The organism is Halochromatium sp. NSM3, assembly GCF_059621085.1.
In genome coordinates, this window is the sequence record NZ_JCAQIA010000005.1 from 20,957 (window position 1) to 40,218 (window position 19,262).

18 protein-coding genes are annotated in these 19,262 nt (G+C 64.9%); 7 read left to right on the forward strand and 11 right to left on the reverse strand.

The features are described from left to right. The first annotated feature begins 184 nt into the window (after window positions 1-184). On the forward strand, window positions 185-718 hold the full coding sequence (locus AC54T3_RS03335) for an EF-hand domain-containing protein (RefSeq protein ID WP_496622316.1): 534 nt from the start codon (window positions 185-187) through the stop codon (window positions 716-718). A gap of 107 nt (window positions 719-825) precedes the next feature. On the opposite strand, the gene AC54T3_RS03340 is transcribed toward AC54T3_RS03335, so the two are convergent. The 3 genes from AC54T3_RS03340 to msrB all read right to left on the reverse strand — a co-directional run bounded on the left by AC54T3_RS03340 (window position 826) and on the right by msrB (window position 2,995). Further along, complete coding sequence (locus AC54T3_RS03340) at window positions 826-1,254, reverse strand: FKBP-type peptidyl-prolyl cis-trans isomerase (RefSeq protein ID WP_496622318.1); 429 nt, start codon at window positions 1,252-1,254, stop codon at window positions 826-828. Window positions 1,255-1,402: 148 nt separating this feature from the next. Then, entirely contained in the window at window positions 1,403-2,596 is a 1,194-nt protein-coding gene (locus AC54T3_RS03345) for a D-alanyl-D-alanine carboxypeptidase/D-alanyl-D-alanine-endopeptidase (protein ID WP_496622320.1), read from the reverse strand. Further along, window positions 2,597-2,995 (reverse strand): peptide-methionine (R)-S-oxide reductase MsrB, encoded by a 399-nt coding sequence (gene msrB, locus AC54T3_RS03350; RefSeq protein WP_496622321.1) that lies wholly within the window; start codon window positions 2,993-2,995, stop codon window positions 2,597-2,599. A 295-nt stretch (window positions 2,996-3,290) separates the two neighbouring features. Between msrB and AC54T3_RS03355 the strand changes: the two genes are divergently transcribed. Then, on the forward strand, window positions 3,291-4,022 hold the full coding sequence (locus AC54T3_RS03355; protein ID WP_496622323.1) for a hypothetical protein: 732 nt from the start codon (window positions 3,291-3,293) through the stop codon (window positions 4,020-4,022). Beyond that, window positions 4,009-4,905, forward strand: a complete 897-nt coding sequence (gene asd, locus AC54T3_RS03360; protein WP_496622324.1) for an archaetidylserine decarboxylase — start codon at window positions 4,009-4,011, stop codon at window positions 4,903-4,905. Before AC54T3_RS03355 ends, asd begins: the two co-directional genes overlap by 14 nt. Before the next feature lie 15 nt (window positions 4,906-4,920). Here asd and epmA read toward each other — a convergent pair whose 3' ends face one another. Both epmA and efp read right to left on the reverse strand, forming a co-directional pair. Continuing rightward, a complete protein-coding gene (epmA, locus tag AC54T3_RS03365; protein WP_496622325.1) occupies window positions 4,921-5,898 on the reverse strand; it encodes an EF-P lysine aminoacylase EpmA in 978 nt (325 codons plus the stop codon). Continuing rightward, the gene (gene efp, locus AC54T3_RS03370; protein ID WP_496622327.1) at window positions 5,895-6,467 is read right to left on the reverse strand and encodes an elongation factor P; all 573 of its coding nucleotides are present in this window, start codon (window positions 6,465-6,467) and stop codon (window positions 5,895-5,897) included. The genes epmA and efp overlap by 4 nt, the downstream gene beginning before the upstream one ends. 118 nt (window positions 6,468-6,585) lie before the next feature. On the opposite strand from efp, the gene epmB reads away from it, so the two are divergent. Then, window positions 6,586-7,617: an EF-P beta-lysylation protein EpmB gene (epmB, locus tag AC54T3_RS03375; protein ID WP_496622329.1), complete on the forward strand. Its 1,032-nt coding sequence runs from the start codon at window positions 6,586-6,588 to the stop codon at window positions 7,615-7,617. A 119-nt stretch (window positions 7,618-7,736) separates the two neighbouring features. Here the strand turns inward: epmB and AC54T3_RS03380 are convergent, their stop codons facing one another. The 6 genes from AC54T3_RS03380 to AC54T3_RS03405 form a co-directional block, all read right to left on the reverse strand. After that, window positions 7,737-8,633 (reverse strand): 5'-nucleotidase, encoded by an 897-nt coding sequence (locus AC54T3_RS03380; RefSeq protein ID WP_496622509.1) that lies wholly within the window; start codon window positions 8,631-8,633, stop codon window positions 7,737-7,739. A gap of 178 nt (window positions 8,634-8,811) precedes the next feature. After that, entirely contained in the window at window positions 8,812-9,336 is a 525-nt protein-coding gene (locus tag AC54T3_RS03385) for a hypothetical protein (protein WP_496622330.1), read from the reverse strand. 86 nt (window positions 9,337-9,422) lie between these two features. Continuing rightward, a complete protein-coding gene (locus tag AC54T3_RS03390; protein ID WP_496622332.1) occupies window positions 9,423-10,055 on the reverse strand; it encodes a nucleotide-binding protein in 633 nt (210 codons plus the stop codon). Between the two features lie 48 nt (window positions 10,056-10,103). Beyond that, window positions 10,104-10,574: a hypothetical protein gene (locus AC54T3_RS03395; RefSeq protein ID WP_496622333.1), complete on the reverse strand. Its 471-nt coding sequence runs from the start codon at window positions 10,572-10,574 to the stop codon at window positions 10,104-10,106. 107 nt (window positions 10,575-10,681) lie between these two features. Next, entirely contained in the window at window positions 10,682-14,605 is a 3,924-nt protein-coding gene (locus AC54T3_RS03400; protein ID WP_496622335.1) for an efflux RND transporter permease subunit, read from the reverse strand. A 54-nt stretch (window positions 14,606-14,659) separates the two neighbouring features. After that, a complete protein-coding gene (locus tag AC54T3_RS03405; RefSeq protein WP_496622337.1) occupies window positions 14,660-15,841 on the reverse strand; it encodes an efflux RND transporter periplasmic adaptor subunit in 1,182 nt (393 codons plus the stop codon). Window positions 15,842-16,165: 324 nt separating this feature from the next. On the opposite strand from AC54T3_RS03405, the gene AC54T3_RS03410 reads away from it, so the two are divergent. The 3 genes from AC54T3_RS03410 to bioA are packed head-to-tail and all read left to right on the forward strand — an operon-like array spanning window position 16,166 to window position 19,240. Continuing rightward, window positions 16,166-16,780, forward strand: coding sequence for an NUDIX hydrolase (locus AC54T3_RS03410; protein ID WP_496622338.1), 615 nt, complete (start codon window positions 16,166-16,168; stop codon window positions 16,778-16,780). Between the two features lie 9 nt (window positions 16,781-16,789). Next, window positions 16,790-17,860: a quinolinate synthase NadA gene (nadA, locus tag AC54T3_RS03415; protein WP_496622340.1), complete on the forward strand. Its 1,071-nt coding sequence runs from the start codon at window positions 16,790-16,792 to the stop codon at window positions 17,858-17,860. Between the two features lie 6 nt (window positions 17,861-17,866). Further along, a complete protein-coding gene (gene bioA / locus AC54T3_RS03420; RefSeq protein WP_496622341.1) occupies window positions 17,867-19,240 on the forward strand; it encodes an adenosylmethionine--8-amino-7-oxononanoate transaminase in 1,374 nt (457 codons plus the stop codon). Window positions 19,241-19,262 lie beyond the last annotated feature (22 nt).

Below are 19,262 nucleotides of genomic sequence, written 5' to 3' on the forward strand. Positions count from 1 at the left end.
CACCAGCCGCGAGCGAAAAACCCCCAGCATACTGGCTTGCCGCCCGTCATTGAACCCTACATTTGCCAGTACGCCTCAGGACCACTACCCTGTCGCCAGCTCGGCACAACGGTGGCTTGCCTATCGCTTGATCATCGCTGGCCGAGAGTCCGCACGCTCAATTCATCACCCACGGAGCCAGATCATGCAGAGAGCTACGTCGATCCTTGCCCTCGCGATTGCCGGAACCTTCGTTACTGGCAGCGCCCTCGCCCAAGAGGCCGCGCCTGCCGGGACCGAGGCCAAGCCCGCCGACGCCTTCATTCAGCAGCTCGACAGCGACGGCGACGGCAAGGTCAGCCTCGAGGAGGCGCTCGCACCGCAGAAGCCGCGCTTCACCGAGACCGATACCGATGGCGACGGCTTCATCAGCGTCGAGGAAGCCGGTACCGCGTTCAACGAGCAGGTTCCGGCCGAAATGCTCGAGGCGATGAAAGAGCGCGGTATGCCGGACCCTGGCGAGACCTTCGTCAAGAACCTCGATCAGGACGACGACGGCCAAGTGAGCCTGGAAGAATTCGAGCAGCCGACCATTGACTCCTTCCAACGCATGGACGCCGATGGCGACGGCTTTGCGACCAAGGAAGAGGCGACCGCGTTCTTCGACGAGATGCAGCGCCAAATGCAAGAGCAGATGCAAAAGATGCAGCAGCAGGGTGCGGAGAACCCGCACCAGTAAGTCCCTGCCCGCAGGCGCGGCCAGGGACGGCGCGCATCGCCCGGGGGCGGGCCGCAGCGATCGCTCGGCCCTGCCCCGCGCCGTTGAGCGCCTTGGTGTCGACCGACTTAGGCGATCTGCACCAGTTCGAGCTGGAAGGTCAGATCACGGCCAGCGAGGGGATGATTGCCGTCAACCGTGACCGCCTCCTCGTTGAAATCGGCCACGGTGAAGCGCAGCGTCTCGCCGTCCGGTCCCTGTGCCTGCAGTAGCAGGCCCTCGGTGAGTTCGATCTCCGGCGGGATGGCACTGCGCGGCACCTCCTGCACCATGGCCTCGTTGCGCTCACCATAGGCCTCTTCGGAGGCGAGCGTGACGGTCTTATTCTCGCCGAGGGCCATGCCGACCACCGCCTCCTCGAAGCCGCTGATCATCTGCCCCTGCCCGAGGGTGAACTCGAGCGGCTCTTGGCCACGCGAGGAATCGAATTCGGTGCCATCGGACAAGGTGCCGGTGTAATGGACTTTGACGGTATCGCCGCTTTTTGCTTCAGACATAGGATATCTCCAAGATGGGTTCGGATTGAGGTGCATGGCGGCCCGCGCCAGAACAGGCACGAGCGAGGATGTTCCAGTCACCTTAGACGAGCCTAGCCCCGAGCGCAAACCGAAGCAGGACATCGGCAGCCCTGAGCCCACCCCCAGATCAGTCTCTAGCCAGCCCCTGGCCCCGCGCCAATGCACTCGCGACCTGGAGGCGCAAGCCATAGGCCACTGGCTGACTGATCATCAGGCTGAAGGGCAGCCAATCGCGCCCACGACGAACGAAGCCAGCATAGGTGCTGACACCCCGCAGCGTGCCGGTCTTCGCGCGCACATCGGGGTCGTTATCCTGCTGTGGCAGCAGCGCGCGATAGGGTCGCAGGCGCTCTAGCACATCGAGCATCTGTCGTCCACTGAGCCGGTTGCCGCGCGAGAGGCCCGCGCCGTCTTCGATGCGAAACGCACGCCAACCGAAGGTCTGCCGCGCCCACTGCTCCACTGTCCGCTGAGCGTCGGCCATGCGCGCCCGCCCCTCGCGCTCGCCGAGCAGCAGGAACAGGTCATTGGCGACGAAATTCGTCGAGTACTTGAGCATGTTCCTGATCACTTGCTCAAGCGTCAGCTGGTTGCGATGGGTATGGATCAGCCTCGCCGAGGTTGGCACCACTCCAGGCGCGGGCAGTCCCTCGACGCGGATACCACCCTGTTGCAGCTTCGCCTTCAGGACCTCGCCGAAGTGTGCAAGCGCGGTCTCGCCATCGACCAGATTGACCCGATGCTTGCCGTCCCCGAGCCCGCGTCCAAGCCGTTGCGCGGTCGGGGTGAGCGGTGTCTGCGACTCGGCGCTCTGGATACGCCCACCCGCGACCAGCAGGCTGACGGTATTGAAATTGACTGCGAGCGCGGTCACTGGCGCGTCATAGGGATTGTTGCTCGACGAGCGCCCGGGGATCAGCACTTGCGTTCCGAACAGTTCGGCATCCAGCCCGATCCCCTTCACGGAACGCACGCCGGCCGCCTTCAGGGCAGCAACGACGCGATCCAATTCCTCCGAGACCAGATAGGGATCACCGCCCCCGCGCACCCAGAGCCGGTCATCAGGCCCCATGTAGAAGCGCGTCTCGAAACGATGATCCAGTCCCCAGCGCTCGATCGCGGCTAGGGCAATGACCAGCTTCATGGTGGAAGCCGGCACCAGCGGCCGATCGGGCTGCTCGGCGATCAGCAGGCGCTGCCCATCGCTGAGCACCAGGCTCGCCTCCGGCAAGGCTAGCACCTCCTCGACCGGTCCAGCCAGGCTGGTCGCGAGACCGGAGAACCAGAGCAGTGCGCCGACCAGTAAGACCCTGACTAACACCTAGGCCTCCGGCTCGAACGCCAATGACACCGAGTTGATGCAATAGCGCAAGCCGGTCGGTTTCGGGCCATCCGGAAACACATGCCCGAGGTGCGAGCCGCAGCGAGCGCAGTGGGCCTCGGTGCGGCGCATGCCGTGGCTGCCATCGGTCTGGGTCTCGACTGCGAACTCGGCGAGTGGTGCGTAGAAACTCGGCCAGCCGGTGCCGGAGTCAAACTTCTCCTCGGAGCCGAACAGCTCGGCCGCGCAGGCCGCGCAGTGATAACGCCCAGGGGTCTTGGTGTCGAAATAGGCACCGGTGAAGGCCGGCTCGGTGCCGTGCTCGCGCAACACCCGGTATTGCTCGGCGCTGAGCTGTTCGCGCCATTCGGCATCCGTCTTTTCGATCTTGTCGGTCATGGCTTCGCCTCGCTGAACAGTTGATGACAAAGGGCTGCTGGGCTGCTGACCTTGTGGCCGCCTCTGGTTGAGACGGCCATCCCTGCGTCGTTATACTCGCTGGCCGGACAGGGCGCCGCTGGGCGCTCGCCACTCGCCTGGATACCGCTATGCCCATCAGGTCCTTCCAGCCCCCAATACGCACCTTGATGGGGTCCGACCCCACCGATGTCTACCCGCACGTGCGCTCGGCTTTGTTACGTCGCACCTTTCGAGGCCGTATCGCCAGTGCTATCGCCCGTGCGCGGCGTACTCGATGATGCGTCGTTCCTCACGCCCGCTGGCCGCCCGCTTGATCATGGCCCTCGCCGCAGTCGGCCTGTTCCTAGTCGGTTATCAATGGGGCAATCAGTTCCAGCGTGACCATGAGGCAGCGTTACGCATCGACGGCGTCCTCTTGCGCGCGCCGACTGCGCTACCGGAACTCAACCTGCGTGGTCCCCAGGGGCCGGTCACCAACGCCGATCTACGCGGCCACTGGTCGCTGATCGCCTTCGGCTCGCCCGGCAGTGCGACCGGACACCGCAGGGTCGCTCGCCTGATCGAGGTCGCGAACCGAGTCGCCGATCAGCCCGATCTGCGCAAGGATCTTCGCCTACTCCTGATCAGTGCCGATGACATGCCCGGGCTCGCGCGCGATTTCGAACAGCTCACGCCCAATCTACGTGTGCTCAGTGCTAGCAGCCAGGCGCTGAGCGACTTACGGGACGCACTCGGCGCTGGTCGCGCTGCGCCCGCCGAAGAGAGTGCCACCACGCCGCCACCGCTGTTCCTGGTCGGCCCCCAAGCGCATTTGGTCGCCCTCTTTACTGGTGCGCAGCCCGCTGCCAGCATCGCCGAAGACCTGAAGACCCTTGCCACAAGACCCGAGGCCCTACCGAGCGAGCCAGCTCCCGGTGAATCAGCCCCGAACGAACCAGCCCTAGGCGAGCCTAATCCACGCGAATCAGTCACGAACGAATCGGAAGCCAGCGATGCGCCAACCTAATGCCCAAGGTCTCGGCGCGCGCCTGTTTGTCGGCCTGCAATACCTGCTGCCGCAGCATGCGCTGTCGAACGCGATGTTCTGGCTGACCCAGCGGCGCTGGCCGGTGGTGGTCCATTGGATCATCCGACTCTATGCGCGGATCTTCCACGTCGACCTGAGCGAGGCCGCCGAGCCTGACCCGCGCACCTATGCGAGCTTCAATGCCTTCTTTACACGCGCCCTGAAGCCAGGCACTCGCCCCTGGCCGGCTGCGACCGATGCCATCGGCTGTCCCGTCGATGGGCGCGTCAGCCAGGTCGGGCTGATCGACGACGACCGGCTGATCCAAGCCAAGGGCGTTGACTACCCGCTCGCCGCCCTGCTCGGCGGCAACCACGACCTTGCGACCAGGTTCCGGGGCGGTCTGTTCGCCACCCTCTATCTCTCGCCGCGCGACTATCACCGCATCCATCTGCCGCTCGCGGGCCGGCTGAGCGCAACCATCCAGGTGCCGGGCCGCCTGTTCAGCGTCAACCCGACCACGGTTGCCAGGGTGCCGGGGCTGTTCGCGCGCAATGAGCGTGTTATTTGCCTGTTCGAGACCAGCGTTGGAGACATGGCTGTGATCCTGGTCGGGGCGATCTTCGTCGGCAGCATCGAAACGGTCTGGGCCGGGCGCCTCACGCCACCACGCGCGCGCGCGGTCAGCGTCAGGGATGCCGGTGCGAACGGCCCCCGCTTAGCCCGAGGCGACGAGCTTGGCCGCTTCAACATGGGCTCGACGGTGATCCTGCTGTTTCCAGCCGGCGCGGCGCGCTGGGAGCCGTCGCTGATATCCGGCACGGTGGTGCGTTGCGGCGAACACATCGGTCGAGTGTCCGGCGATCAGGTCGGACGGTTATAGCCGCCCACCGACGTCTCAAGCGCGCTCAACCGGAAACGCCAGCACGGCATCGATATGATCCGCTCCGAGCGCGCACATTAAGAGCCGATCCAATCCCAATGCAACGCCGGCGCTCGCCGGCATCCCGCCCTCGAGCGCGGCCAGGAAGGCCGCGTCGAGCGGTGGCTCGGGTTGACCTGCGGCTCGGCGCGCGCTCAGGTTGGCGTTGAAGCGCGCACGCTGCTCAGCGGCGTCGGTCAGCTCATCGAAGCCATTCGCCAGCTCCATGCCGTCGAGATAGAGTTCGAAACGTTCGGCAACGGTCGGGCTGCCCAGACGCAGTCGGGCAAGCGCGGCCTGGCTCGGTGGATAATCACGCACGAAGGTCAGACCGCCGCGCCCCAGCATGGGCTCCAGACACTGGCTCATCAGCAGGTCCAGCCAGCCATCGCGATCCAACGCGAGGCCATCGCAACCGCTGAGCCCAGCCGCCGTGGCGGCCGCTTGCAGCGTCGCGTCATCCGCCGACCAAGGATCGACGCCAAGGCGCTCCTGAAACAGGTCTCGGTAACGAATGACCTCGATCGCAAGCTCGGGCCGATCGAGCAACAGCCGCACCAGCTCGGCGACCTCATCGATCAGCGCGCGCAGAGTCCAGCCGGGCCGATACCATTCCAGCAGGCTGAACTCGGGATGATGTCGGCGCCCGCGCTCGCCATCGCGAAAGACCTTGCAGACCTGATAGATCGGCCCGCTACCTGCCGCGAGCAGGCGCTTCATTGGCAATTCGGGCGAGGTGTGCAGATAGAGCCGTTGTGCCGCCGGCTGATCCGAGCCAGCCCAATGGGTGCTGAACGACGCCAGCGCCGGATCGCTCGCTGCCGCCGCCGAGAGCAGCGGGGTTTCAACCTCCAGCACGCCGCGTGCGGCAAAAAACCCGCGCACCTGTTCGAGCAGGCGGGCGCGGGCGCGTAAGGTGTCGAGCGACGCCGTCGGGCGCCAGTGCGGACTCACTCGTCCTTGGCGCGCGAGACGTAGGAGCCGGAGCGCGTGTCGACCTTGATCATCTCGCCGGTCTGCACGAACAGGGGCACGTTGACCACCGCGCCGGTCTCGAGCGTTGCGGGCTTACCGCCACCGCCCGAGGTATCGCCCTTGAGGCCGGGATCGGTCTCGGTGATCTCGAGCACCACGAAGCTCGGCGCCTCGACACTGATCGGTTGGCCGTTGTAGAGCGTCACGCTGCAGAGATCCTGCTCCTTGATCCATTTCGACGCCTCGCCAAGGACCGCCTCATCGGCGGTCAACTGCTCGAAACTGCTCGGGTCCATGAAGTGCCAGAGTTCGCCGTCGTAGTAGAGGAACTGGAGGTCGGTTTCATGCACATCAGCGGCCTCGACCGAGTCGCCGGACTTGAAGGTGCGCTCCACCACCCGACCGGTCTTGAGGTTGCGCACCTTCACGCGGCTGAATGCCTGGCCCTTGCCCGGCTTGACGAACTCGTTTTCGACGATCGTATATGGATCGCCGTCGAGCATGATCTTCAGCCCGCCCTTGAATTCATTGGTCTTGTAATTTGCCATCAGGTCCCCTTGCAGTGCATCTTGCCATCAAGACGATGGAAATCCGGCAACGTCGAGCCGCTGGGCGCCGCAGCCGGATAGAAAATTAACCTGATATAGTAGCGCGAACCCAACAGCGATGGCAGACCTTGGTGGGGAAATGGTCGTCGAAACCAGCGCTGAGACTGGCCGCAAACCAACTTGGAAACAGGAGCTGGCCGCCGCCTTCACCGATCCCATCGCGCTGCTGACCGCGCTCGAGCTGACCCCGGCGCAGTTGCCCGTGCCGCTGCTGCGGCCCGAGCGGTTTCCGCTGCTGGTACCGCGCGGCTTCGCGGCCTTGATGCGCCGTGGCGATCCGCATGACCCGCTGCTGCGACAGGTCTTACCGCTCGCCGACGAGGCTCAGGCGCGCGCTGGCTTCGTCGCCGATCCGGTTGGAGACAGCGCCGCGCGCCGCGCGCCGGGGCTGTTGCAGAAGTACCGGGGACGCGCACTGCTGATCGCCACCGGCGCCTGCGCGGTGCATTGCCGCTACTGCTTTCGCCGCCACTTCCCCTATGGCGAGGATGGCGCGCGGCGGGATCGCTTCGCCGCAGCCCTCGTGGCGCTCCAGCACGCCGAGGATATCGAGGAGGTCATCCTGAGTGGCGGTGATCCGCTGATGCTCGATGACGCAACCCTGGCCTGGCTGATCGAGGTACTGGACCGCCTCCCCCACCTGAAGCGGTTGCGCTTGCACACCCGGCTGCCGACGATCCTACCGAGTCGGATCACCGAGCGGCTCTGTGCCCTCCTCGCCGGCAGTCGCCTGCGGCTGGTGATCGTCGCCCATATCAATCACACGACCGAACTCGGCCCCGAGGCCCAGCGCGCCCTGCTCGAGCTGAGCGAGATCGGCGCGCCCCTCCTGAATCAGAGTGTCCTCTTGCGTGGCGTCAACGACGCCGTGACGTCACTCGCCGAACTCTCCGAGGCCCTGTTCGCCAGCTGCGTACTGCCCTACTATCTGCACCTGCTCGACCCGGTCAGTGGCGCCGCGCATTTCGATGTCCCAGAGGCCGAGGCGCGCGCGCTGGTGACCGAGCTGCGCCAGCGCCTCCCCGGCTATCTGGTGCCGCGCTTAGTCCGTGAACGCCCGGGCGAGGCCGCGAAGACGGTGTTGCTCTGAGCAGCTGTCTGAAATCCCAATCGCGGAAGCAGAGTTCCGTGCTTGAACGGCTTCTGGGGTGCCCAATGCCGCATTTCCAGACAGCTTCCGAGACCCTCGTCCGAGGCTAGCGCCCTGTCTCAGGGCTCATCCAGATTCGCAATGCCATGCGGCACATGCCCGGTGGTCACATGCCCTTGGGTGTCGCGGCAGTGGTGTTCCTGATCATCGAAGAAGATATCGGCATCGAACGCGGCCAGGAAGGGCCCCTTGCCCAGCCCATCGAGGAACAGCGATTCATCGATACGGATATTCCAGGCGCGCAGCGTTCGCACCACCCGTTCATGGGTCGGGGCGCCGCGCGCGGTGATCAGCGCGGTGCGCAGCGGCGCCTGATCGATCGGGAACAGCGCCTGAATGCGCCGCAGAGCGACCAGGAAGCCTTTGAACGGCCCATCGGAGAGCGGTTGTTGGGCGGCCGCGACCTCGTTCGCGGTGAAGGCGGCCAAGCCCTCGGCGCGAAAGATGCGTTCGGACTCGTCGGAGAACAGCACCGCATCCCCGTCGAAGGCGATGCGCAATTCCTCGTCATCCTCCGCCGCCGCGCGTGCTGGCGCCGGCAGGATGGTCGCGGCCGCGCAGCCTGCGTCCAGTGCCTGGCGCACATCGTCGCGGTCGGCGGACAAGAACAGATGGGCGCCAAACGCGGAGACATAGCGGTAAGGACTGGCGCCACTGGTGAAGGCGGCACAACGAATCGCGAGCCCGTGGTGACGGATCGAGTTGAAGACGCGCAACCCGGTATCGCTGCTATTGCGCGAGAGCAGGATCACCTCGACCCGTCCGCGATCGCCGAGCCGTTCGTTCAGCGCCAGCAGCTTGCGCGCCAGCGAAAAGGCCACGCCAGGGGCCAGGATCTCGGTTTCATGCGCGACCTGATAGGCGTGATAGGCCTCGACGCCTTGCTCCTCGAAGACCCGATGCGACTCGGAGAGATCGAACAGCGCGCGCGAGGAGATGGCAACGATCAGCCGAATCCTGGGGGCGTCTGCCTGTTCGTCGGCGCCCGCTCGCGTCCTCGGCTCGGTTTCCAGACCCGTTTCCAGACTGGCGTCTGAGCCAGCTCCCAAGCTGGTCTCAGAGCCAGTCTCTATGCCCTCTCCCGCGTCCTTCATGGTGTGGCTCTGTCGCCGATAGAACAGCCTGCGCCCCGACCTACCAAGGGATGAACGAATTCATGAAGTGCATCGGACGACCGATGTTGCGGTTCATCGCCCCGAGATCATCACGCATGTTCGCGGTGGTGAAGGTCATCGACTGCATCGAATGATTCATCGCCTCGATCGAGGATAGCATCGGCTCCAGGGTCTTCACATCCCGCGCCATCGACTCGACGCCAACGGTCATGGCGCGGACATTGGCGCTGATTTGGCCCATGTTGTCCGACATCGACTGCATGTTGCTCGCGAGCACCGTCATGTTCGAGTCGACGCTGATCGCCAAGTAATGCACATCCTTGGCCAGACTGAACACCAGATAGAACCCATAGGCGGCGAGGATGATAAAGGCGAACAGGCTCGGATAGACGATCAACTCCCACCGCCGCGCGCTGGTCTCGAAGGCCTGAGACAGCCGATCCATCGCGAACTGGCTGGCCGCAGGATCACCCCCACCCGTCTCCGCAGCCGGTGTCTTGGTCTCTCGGGGAGGATCTTGCTCGCGCGGACTCTTGACTGTCATAAGAAATCACGACCTCTCTCGTACCACTGCAACCATCAGCGTGGCGTCTTTCGGTCCGCAGCCGGGGGGACTTCAGCCGTATGCCTCTAACTCAAGAGCTGAGGGAATAGGCCCGCCGCCAACGCATAGAACTCTTTCGCGCCTTTACCACGAGGCTCGAGTTCAAACACGGCGAGCCCCTCGCTGAACGAGCGACGAAAAACGGTGCGTTGCGATAGGCGCGACTTCAGAAACCGGATATCCGGCAGCGACACCAAGGCCGCAGCCGTCTCGTTGGTCTCGCGCACGGCATGATGGGTATCGCCACGGTTGATGAAGCCGAGGATCTGCGGCGGGCGTTCGCGCTCGACGGATTTGACCAATTGGATGAAGCGCTGCATCGACCAGATATCGGCCTGCGACGGCGGCACCGGGACGACCACGCGGTCGCAGAGGCTGATTGCCTGCCGCAGCGCCTCCATATCGGCGGTGCCGACATCAATGACCACCTCGGCGTGCTCGCCGAGCGTCTCGGCATCGAGCGCCCCCCGACCCTTGATCTCGAGCACCGGCTCGAACCCCTCTTCTTGCCGCACCTCGGCGACATCGGTCAAGGTGCCCTGAGGGTCGGCATCGAGCAATTGGACATCGACCTCGGCCATCGAGAGCCAAACCCCGAGATTGAACGTGAGGGTGCTTTTACCGGAGCCGCCCTTCAAAGAACCGATGACTGTGATCATCCACTTATGAAACGCTCGTTCTGAGTGACTGCATACTGCGCGGGACGGCTAACGCGGCCATGACTGTGTCGAACCGTCCGACCATGGATCCTCGGCATGGTAACCGAATGCGGTGCCTTCGTCCTGGTAGCTGTGCCAGGGTCCGCGCGGACGATACTCACGCTCATCAAGGCGTGGATAGCGATGATTCTCGGCAACCGAGCGCGCCTGTTCGCGCTCGGAGCGGGGTCGAAACTGCCATCCGTTGCGCTGGTCGGCGGGTTGGGCATCGAGTTTTGGATCATGCCGGAACTCATAGCCCCTGGTTTCCAATGACTCCGATCCCGCGAAGCGCGCACGCCCCCGGTCTGGTTGGCGCCATGTTCGATCAACGCCCTCCGCGCTATCGCGCGAGTCATCGCGCCAGCGATCGGGCGCCGACCAGTCAGCAGGCGCGGGGGCCGACCAACCGCTGTCGGTATCGTAGGGATTCCAGGCCCACCCCGCCGGACTGGCAAGCATCCCAAACACCAGCACCATCAGAGGCACTCGAGCCCGGGCACCCCGAGGCCCGCGTCTTACTTGTGAGCGCACTTGAGCCAAGGGTCTTGATTGCCATCCCATCATGAGTGTTGTCGCTGTTTGCGTTAACCGTTTTCAGAACTGTCGCTATCGTCGGTCTTCAACCGAATGCCGCGCCGCGCTGTCTTCTGCTGCGGCTTGGCTGCGGTTTTCTTCGACGTCGGTTTCGGCGTCGCTTTCTTTGTCGCGGTCTTCTTCGTGGTGGCTTTTTTCGTCGCCGCTTTCTTGGCCGGCGTCTTCTTGCGCCGGGTCGGTGCTGGCACCTCAGCGGACGCCTCGCCCTTTGCTGTCGTCTGTTCGGGCGCATCTGTCGCAGCCGATGATGCTGGCGCGCTGTCTTCAGCATCAGCGTCTATTTCAGAACGTCTTAATGCATTAGGCAGTGGCCCCGATGACCCGGTTCCCCCGGCTGGTCCAGGCTTCCCCGGACCGGCTCCGGGACCAGAGCCGGGTTTGCGGCGTTTTTTGATCATTCCCTTGATCCAATCGAACAGCAGCAGGAACAGCCCGCGGATGGCATAGAGGATCAGCATCAACACACTGCCGATCTTGGCCAGGACACTACCGCGCTTGCTCTGGCGCCGAGTCGCGCTTGAACTGACAGCGCGATATGGTTCCTCGCGGTGCCATTCCTCGCCACAAGGCACCACTGTCCCAGGCGGCGCGCTGGCCACCGCGACCTCGCAGAGATCCTTGCTCGCGGCAACGCAGCCCAGCGGAATCACGATCAAGGTCAAGAGCGTGGAGACGAGCACGCCAGACGACAACGAGATCGCCATGCCCTGAAAGATCGGATCGGTGAAGATCACGCTAGAGCCGGCGACCAGCGCCAGCGCGGTGATCACGATCGGTCGCGTGCGCGTGGTGCAAGCGCGGATCACGGCCTCGGCCACCGGCACGCCCTTCTGCACCTCATGGATCGAGAAATCGACCAGCAAGATCGAGTTGCGCACGATGATACCGGCGAGCGCGATCCAGCCGATCATCGAGGTAGCAGTGAACTCGCCCCCCAAGCCGAGTTCGAACGCCGCCCAGTGCGCGGGAATGATGCCCAGCAGCGTCAACGGGATCGGCGCCATGATCACCAAGGGGATGCGGAAGTTACCGAACTCCCAGACTACCAGGATGTAGATCAGCACCAACGCCACCCCAAAGGCCGCGCCCATATCGCGGAAGGTCTCGTAGGTGACGGTCCACTCGCCGGCCCATTCGAAGCCCGAGACCTGGTCGGAGGGAGGCGGTCCCAGCCAATAGGCCGTTGGGGTGGCGCCATCCGGTGCCACATAGCCCATCTCGTCAATCCGGTTCTGGATCTGTAGCATCGCGTAGACCGGGGCTGCGAGCGTGCCGCCGACATCGGCGACCACATACTCGACCGCGCGCAGATCCTTGCGGTACACGATCGCCTCCTCGGGCACGCGCTCGAAGCTGCCCAACTCGCGCAGCGGAATGGTCGAGCCGGAGTTGGTGCGGATCGGCAAATCGCCTAGGCTCTGGATCTGCGAGCGCTCGGCCAGCGGCACCTGCACCACGATATTCACCGGCTCATGCCCGGCGCGCATCTTCACATCGCCGATCTCGGCGCCCCCAAGCGCCATGGTCAGATTGCGATTGATCGCGTCCACCGAGACACCCCGGCGCACCGCCTTCTCGGTATCGACATCGAAGCGCCAATAGTCGAAGGACTCGCGCAGATAGTTGTCGACATCGCGCGCGCTCTCGGCTTGGGCGAAGATGTCGGTCAGCTCCTGGGCAAAGGCGCGGCGCACCTCGGCGCTCGGCCCATGCACCTCGGCCACCACCGACTGCAGCACCGGCGGCCCCGGCGGCATCTCGACCACGGCGATGCGCGCGCCGCTGGCATCCGCCAGTGGCTGCAACATCTCGCGCGCCTCGACCGCGATCTCGTGACTGCTGCGGCTGCGGTCGTGCTTATTGGTCAGCTGCACCTGCAGCTCGCCCTGCCAGGGATCGGAGCGCAGATAGTAGTGACGCACCATGCCGTTGAAGTCGAAGGGCCGCGCGGTGCCCGCGTAGAGCTGGATCGCGGTCACCTCGGGCATGTCGCGAAGCTTGCCGGCCATCTGATGGGCCAGATTCGCGGTCACGGGGAGCGCCGTGCCCTCCGGCATGTCCAACACCACCGAGAACTCCGGCTTGTTGTCCAGCGGCAGCATCTTCACCGGCACCCACTTGAAGTAGAAGAAGCTCAGCGTGAAGAGGAAGGTGCCCCAGAGCACCAGCTTGAAGATCAGGCGCTTGCGCTTGTACTCGATCAGCGGGGTCAGAATGCGGACATAAAGCCGCTCGAGGCTCTTCGCCTCCCGGTGCTCGCGCTTCTCGGCCACCTCCAAGTAGCGCATCGAGGGCCGCAGCCACTTCGAGATCGCCAGATAGGGCGTGAACACGAAGGCCGCGAACAACGAGATCAGCATCGCCACCGAGCCTAGGGCCGGGATCGGCTCCATGTACGGGCCCATCATACCGCTGACAAAGCCCATCGGCAGCAGCGCGGCGATGACCGTGAAGGTCGCGAGGATGGTCGGATTGCCGACCTCGCGCACCGCATCGACGGCGGTGTACTCATCAGTGCGGCCCTCCTCGAGCCAGCGCCGATAGATATTCTCGATCACCACGATGGCGTCATCGACCAGGATGCCGATCGAGAAGATCAGTGCGAACAGGCTCACGCGGTCGATGGTGTAGTCGGTGATCCAGGCCATGAAGATGGTCATCAGCAGGACCACCGGGATCACCAGCATGACCACGATCGCCGGCTTGAGCGCGCGAAAGGCGGCGAGCACCAACAGGAACACGAAGAAGGTCGCGATGAACAGCTTGAAGATCAGCTCCGAGACCTTCTCGTCCGCCGACTCGCCGTAGTTGCGGGTGACGCTGACCTCGACATTGTTCGGGATCCGATCGCCCTTGATCTCCTCGACCTTGGCGAGGATCGCATTGGCCACCGTGACGCCATTGGTGAGTTCCTTCTTCGCCACCGCGATGGTCACCGCCGGCGCGCCATCGGCCCGCGCGTCACCCTCGGCCGCTGGCCCGCTGTAATAGGCCACCAACTGCTCGGCATCCTGGGGCCCCTGGCGCACGCTGGCGATGTCGCGCACATAGACCGGGACCTCGTTGTGGGTGCCGACCACCAAGCGCTCGATATCCTCGGCGCCTTCGAGGAACGAGCCGGAGACCACCGAGAAGTGTGAACCGCTGGACTCGACACCGCCGGCACTGGTCTCGGCGTTGGCCGCGCGAATCGTACTCGCGACCTCGTCGAGACCGATGCGATAGCCCGACAGGCGCTCTGGATAGGCATCGACGGTGATCTGCTCGCGCCGCCCGCCGACGATGAAGCTATTGCCGGTGTCCTGCACTTCCTTGAGCGACTGCAGCACATCCTGCGCCAACAACCGCAACTGTCCGTCATCGACGTCCGGGCGGCCATTACCGTCGACGTCCTTCGACCAGAGCGTCAGAGTCACGATGGGCACGTCATCGATGCCCTTGGTCTTGACCAGCGGCGGCATCACCCCGGGCGGGATCTTGTCCATGTTGGACGCGAGCTTGTCGTTCACCTTGACCAAGGACGGTCCGACTTGCTCGCCCACCTCGAACTCGACCGTGACCAGGCCCTGCCCGCGCTGTGCGGCGGAGTAGACATGCTTGACGCCTGCGATCTCGCTCATGATGCGCTCGAGCGGCTGCATGGCGAGACTCGACACCTGTTCTGCGGCAGCGCCCGGGTACTGGACCATGATGTCGATCATGGGCACCGAGATCTGCGGGTCTTCCTGGCGCGGCGTCGCGATAAGGCCAAGGAGCCCCATCATCAGCATGGCCACATAGAGCAGCGGCGAGAGCGGTGAGCGGATGAAGAAGCGGGCGGTGCGACCGGCGAGTCCGAGACTGTCGCCATCCATCGAAGCGAGGGTGCGAGCGTCTTCCGGCGCGGGCGTGCGAGGGCTGTCGTCCTGGCTCATAGCATGGGTTTCTTACGTCAGGAGCGGATCGGAGAGCATCTCGGCGAGAGGGGCTCAGCGGCTTGGGCGATCGCCCTGGGACCAGCCCGTGGCAATGCCAGGGCCGGGATTGCTGAGGATGCGCTCACCGGCGCGCAAGCCACTGAGCACCGTGACCCCGCCGCGCGGCGTCGGCTCGCCGACGCGGATCAGGCGCAGATGCGGATTGCCGTCCTCGTCGAGCACATAAACCCCGGGCAGACTGCCGTTGTAGCGGATCGCCGTTCTCGGCACCACCGGATTGACGCGCGCCGGCGCGTTGAAGTCCGGCACCAGCACCTTGGCGTACATGCCGGGCTCGGCAACCCCCTTGGGCAGATCGAACTTGACCTTCACCGTATGTCGCTGCGGGTCGGCCATCGGATAGACCTGCGCGATACGCACCGGCACATCCCCAGACTCGTTCCCATGATCGCTACCCGCGCGCACCGGCACATCCAGCTCGGCGCGCAGCATGGCCCCCTCGCGCAACCCAGGGCGCAGACGCGCCGGCACATCGACCTCGACCTGCAGGTATTCGACATCGGCAAAGGCCAGCATGGGTTGCCCTGGCTGCACCGTATCGCCGACCTCGATGAATTTGCCCACGATCATCCCATCGAACGGCGCGATGGAGCGCGCATCGCGCAGCTTGGCATCGAGCGCGCGCAGCTCGGCCTGCAACTGCATCATCGAGTGGCGCGCCTCTTGGATCTGCGTGCCCGAGGCGAACAAGTCAGCGGACAGTTCGGCATCCTGATCCCGATCGCCGACGAAATCTTCCATCGGGCGCGTGAAGAATTGATCGAACAGGTTCGGCATGCCCATGCCACCGGGCGCGTTGCGCGCGCGCGGCGAGCGCAGCTCGCGCCCGTATTGCACGCTGGCATTGCGGATCTGCGCATCGGCGTTCGCCAACCGCGCAAGCAGCGCATGGCGCTTGGCTTCGAGTTCGCTCGCATCGAGCGAGACCAGCAGCTCCTCGCTCTCGAACGCATCGCCTTCGATACCGGCCAGATACTTGACCCGCCCCGGCAACTGCGCGGCCAGTGTCACTTCTTTATAGGGCACGACGGTGCCGCCCACCGAGACGGTCGGCAGCCCTTCCGCCTGCTTGACCACATAGATATCTTCGATCGTCTGGGCCGACACTGGCGTCACGGCGCTCATCACCACGATGAGGCCTATCGAGAGCATGCGCATAATGAGAATTCCCATAACAGCCTTGATGGTGATCGTCGACGGCATCATGAGCCAAACCGCGAAGTATCCTGAAAATGCCACGCGATATCAAGCCAAGCGGCTATTTAGGCCAAAAAAATCAGCCCCTTAGGTAAGTTGTAAGGGACGCTCTTGCAAGCGCCTACGAACGCCCCCTGAGCACGCCTAAGCCGTTGACGCCGCCAGCTTTGTCAGCAGAGGCCAAGGCCACCCCGACGGTCGCGCGCACACTACCTCAACTTGAAGCAAAGCGTATAGTATCCGCAGCCATTCGGGCTTTCATCCGCGCCCGACCTCATTACCAGAACACCTGAGCCCGCGATGGCCGATTCGTCCGCAAACCCCTCCGCAAACAGCGCCAAGCCCTACTGCTATGAGTACCCGCATCCAGCGGTCACCACCGATGTCGTGCTCTTCACGCTGCGTGAAGAGCGCCTGCAGTTGCTGCTGATCGAGCGCGGCCAGGCACCGTTCAAGGGCCACTGGGCACTGCCGGGCGGCTTCCTCGACATCGACGAGGATCTCGACGCCGGCGCCGCCCGCGAGCTGGCCGAGGAGACCGGTGTCACCGATCTCCCTCTCGCACAGTTCGGCCTCTTCGGCACACCGGGGCGCGACCCGCGCGAGCGCATCCTCAGCGTCGCCTACCTGGCGCTGGCGCCGCAAGAGCGGCTGTCGTCGGTGCGGGCCGGCGATGACGCCGCCGCCGCAGCCTGGTTCCCGCTCGAGGCGCTGCCGGCACTGGCCTTCGATCATGCCGAGATCATCGATGCCGCCCGACGGCGCCTGCTCGAAAAACTGGATGACTCCATTCTCGCCTTTCAACTCCTGCCCGAGACCTTCACCCTCGGCGAGCTGCAACGCGTCTACGAGAGCCTGCTTGATGCCGAGATCGACAAACGCAACGTCCATAGACGATCGGATCACTGCCTTTGACATGAGCGTATGAACACCGCCAACGCCGACCCCCTCATCCGCGACCGCATCGAAGTTCCGCCCCAGCCGACCTGGCCGGCGCTCGACAATGACGCCAAGCGCGCGCTCAAAGACCGCATCAAGCGTCTGCTCGCCGAGCAGGAGGCGGTGCTGGTCGCGCATTACTATGTCGACGGCGACCTCCAGGCGCTGGCCGAGGAGACCGGCGGCCTGGTCGCCGACTCGCTCGAGATGGCCCGCTTCGGTGCCGAGAGCGATGCCAAGACCCTGGTCGTCTGCGGCGTGCGTTTCATGGGCGAGACGGCCAAGATCCTCAATCCCGAGAAGCGCGTGCTGATGCCGACGCTCGCGGCCACCTGCTCGCTCGACGAGGGCTGCCCGGCCGAGGCCTTCAGCGCCTTTTGCGATGCCCATCCGGACCACACCGTGGTCGTCTATGCCAACACCAGCGCCGAGGTCAAGGCGCGCTCGGACTGGGTCGTCACCTCCAGCATCGCGCTACCGATCGTCCAGCATCTGCACGCGCGCGGCGAGAAGATCCTCTGGGCACCGGACAAACACCTCGGGCGCTATGTGCAGCGCATGACCGGCGCTGAGATGCGACTCTGGGACAGCGCCTGCGTGGTGCACGAGGAGTTCAAGGGCTTCGCGCTCGAGCGCGTGCGCCGGCTGCACCCCGATGCCGCCGTACTGGTGCATCCGGAGTCGCCGACCGAGGTCATCGACCAGGCCGATGTGGTCGGCTCGACCACTCAGCTCATCAAGGCCGTGCGCGATCTGCCGAATCGCGCCTTCATCGTCGCCACCGACGAGGGCATCTTCTGGAAGATGCACCAGCTCGCGCCCGACAAGCAGCTCATCGCCGCGCCCACCGCCGGCGAAGGCGCCACCTGCGAGAGCTGCGCGCACTGCCCCTGGATGGCGATGAATGCCTTGCAGAACCTCGCCGTCGTCCTCGAGCGCGGCGACCAGGAGATCCACATCGACGCAGTGATCCGCCAACGCGCGGTGCAGCCGATCCAGCGCATGCTCGACTTCGCCCGAGAGCAGGGCATCGGTGGTGGTCGCGACGGGCGCTGAACCGCGATGAACGCTGAAGGTCACTCGACCGCCGTCGAGCACCTGCTCGCGCTCGATCGCGCCCACGCCTGGCATCCGTACACCTCCACCATCGACCGCGATCCGGTCTATCCGGTGCGCGCCGCGCAGGGCTGCGAGCTGGAGCTGATGGATGGCCGCCGGCTGATCGACGGCATGGCCTCCTGGTGGTGCGTGATCCACGGCTACAACCATCCGCTGCTGAACCAGGCCGCGCGCGAGCAACTCGATCGGATGGCGCATGTGATGTTCGGCGGTCTCACCCATGCGCCGGCGGCCGGGCTGGTCGAGCGGCTGGTGCGGATCACGCCCGCGCCGTTGCAGCAGGTGTTTCTCTGCGATTCCGGCTCGGTTGCGGTCGAGGTCGCGATGAAGATGGCGCTGCAATACCAGCAGGCCATCGGCGAGCACAGGCGCGTGCGCTTCCTGACCCTGCGCTCCGGCTACCATGGCGACACCTTCCACGCGATGTCGGTGTGCGACCCGGTCACCGGCATGCACCAACTGTTCAATCAGGTGCTGCCGCAGCAGTTCTTCGCCCCGGCGCCGGCGCCGCGCTTCGGCGAACCTTGCAGCGATGCCGACATCGCCGACTTTCAGCGCCTGATCGAGACGCATCGCGACGAGATTGCGGCGGTGATCCTCGAACCCATCGTCCAGGGCGCCGGCGGCATGCGCTTCTACTCGGCCGACTACCTGCAGCGCGTCCGCGCGCTCTGCGACGCCCATGGCGTGCTGTTGATCGCCGACGAGATCGCCACCGGCTTCGGCCGTACCGGCCGGCTGTTCGCCTGCGAGCACGCCGGCATCAGCCCGGACATCATGACGCTCGGCAAGGCGCTCACCGGCGGCTATCTGACCTCGGCGGCGACCTTGGCGACCGACCCGGTCGCGCAGGCCATCTCCAGCGCCGCGCCCGGCGTCTTCATGCACGGCCCGACCTTCATGGGCAATCCGCTCGCGTGCGCTATCGCCAATGCGAGCATCGATCTGTTGCTTGGTTCCGGTTCGGGCTCGGGCTCGGGCTCGGGCTCGGGCTCGGGCTCGGACGCAAATTCCGACGGCCAAGGCTGGCAAGCCAATATCGCGCGCATCGATCGCGCCCTCGCGGCGGGTTTGGCCCCCTGCCGCGAGCTGCCCGGTGTCGCCGAGGTGCGGGTGCTCGGTGCGATTGGGGTCGTCGAGCTGGAACAGCCGGTGGCGATGCGTGACATCCAGCGCCGTTTCGTCGAGCGCGGCGTCTGGGTGCGCCCGTTCGGGCGGTTGGTGTATCTGATGCCGCCGTTCGTGATCAGCGATGACGAGCTGCGGCGGTTGACGGCGGCAGTCGTCGAAGTGCTCTCTGTTACTGACCTTGAGTAACGGTCTGCTAGCGTCTGCACTT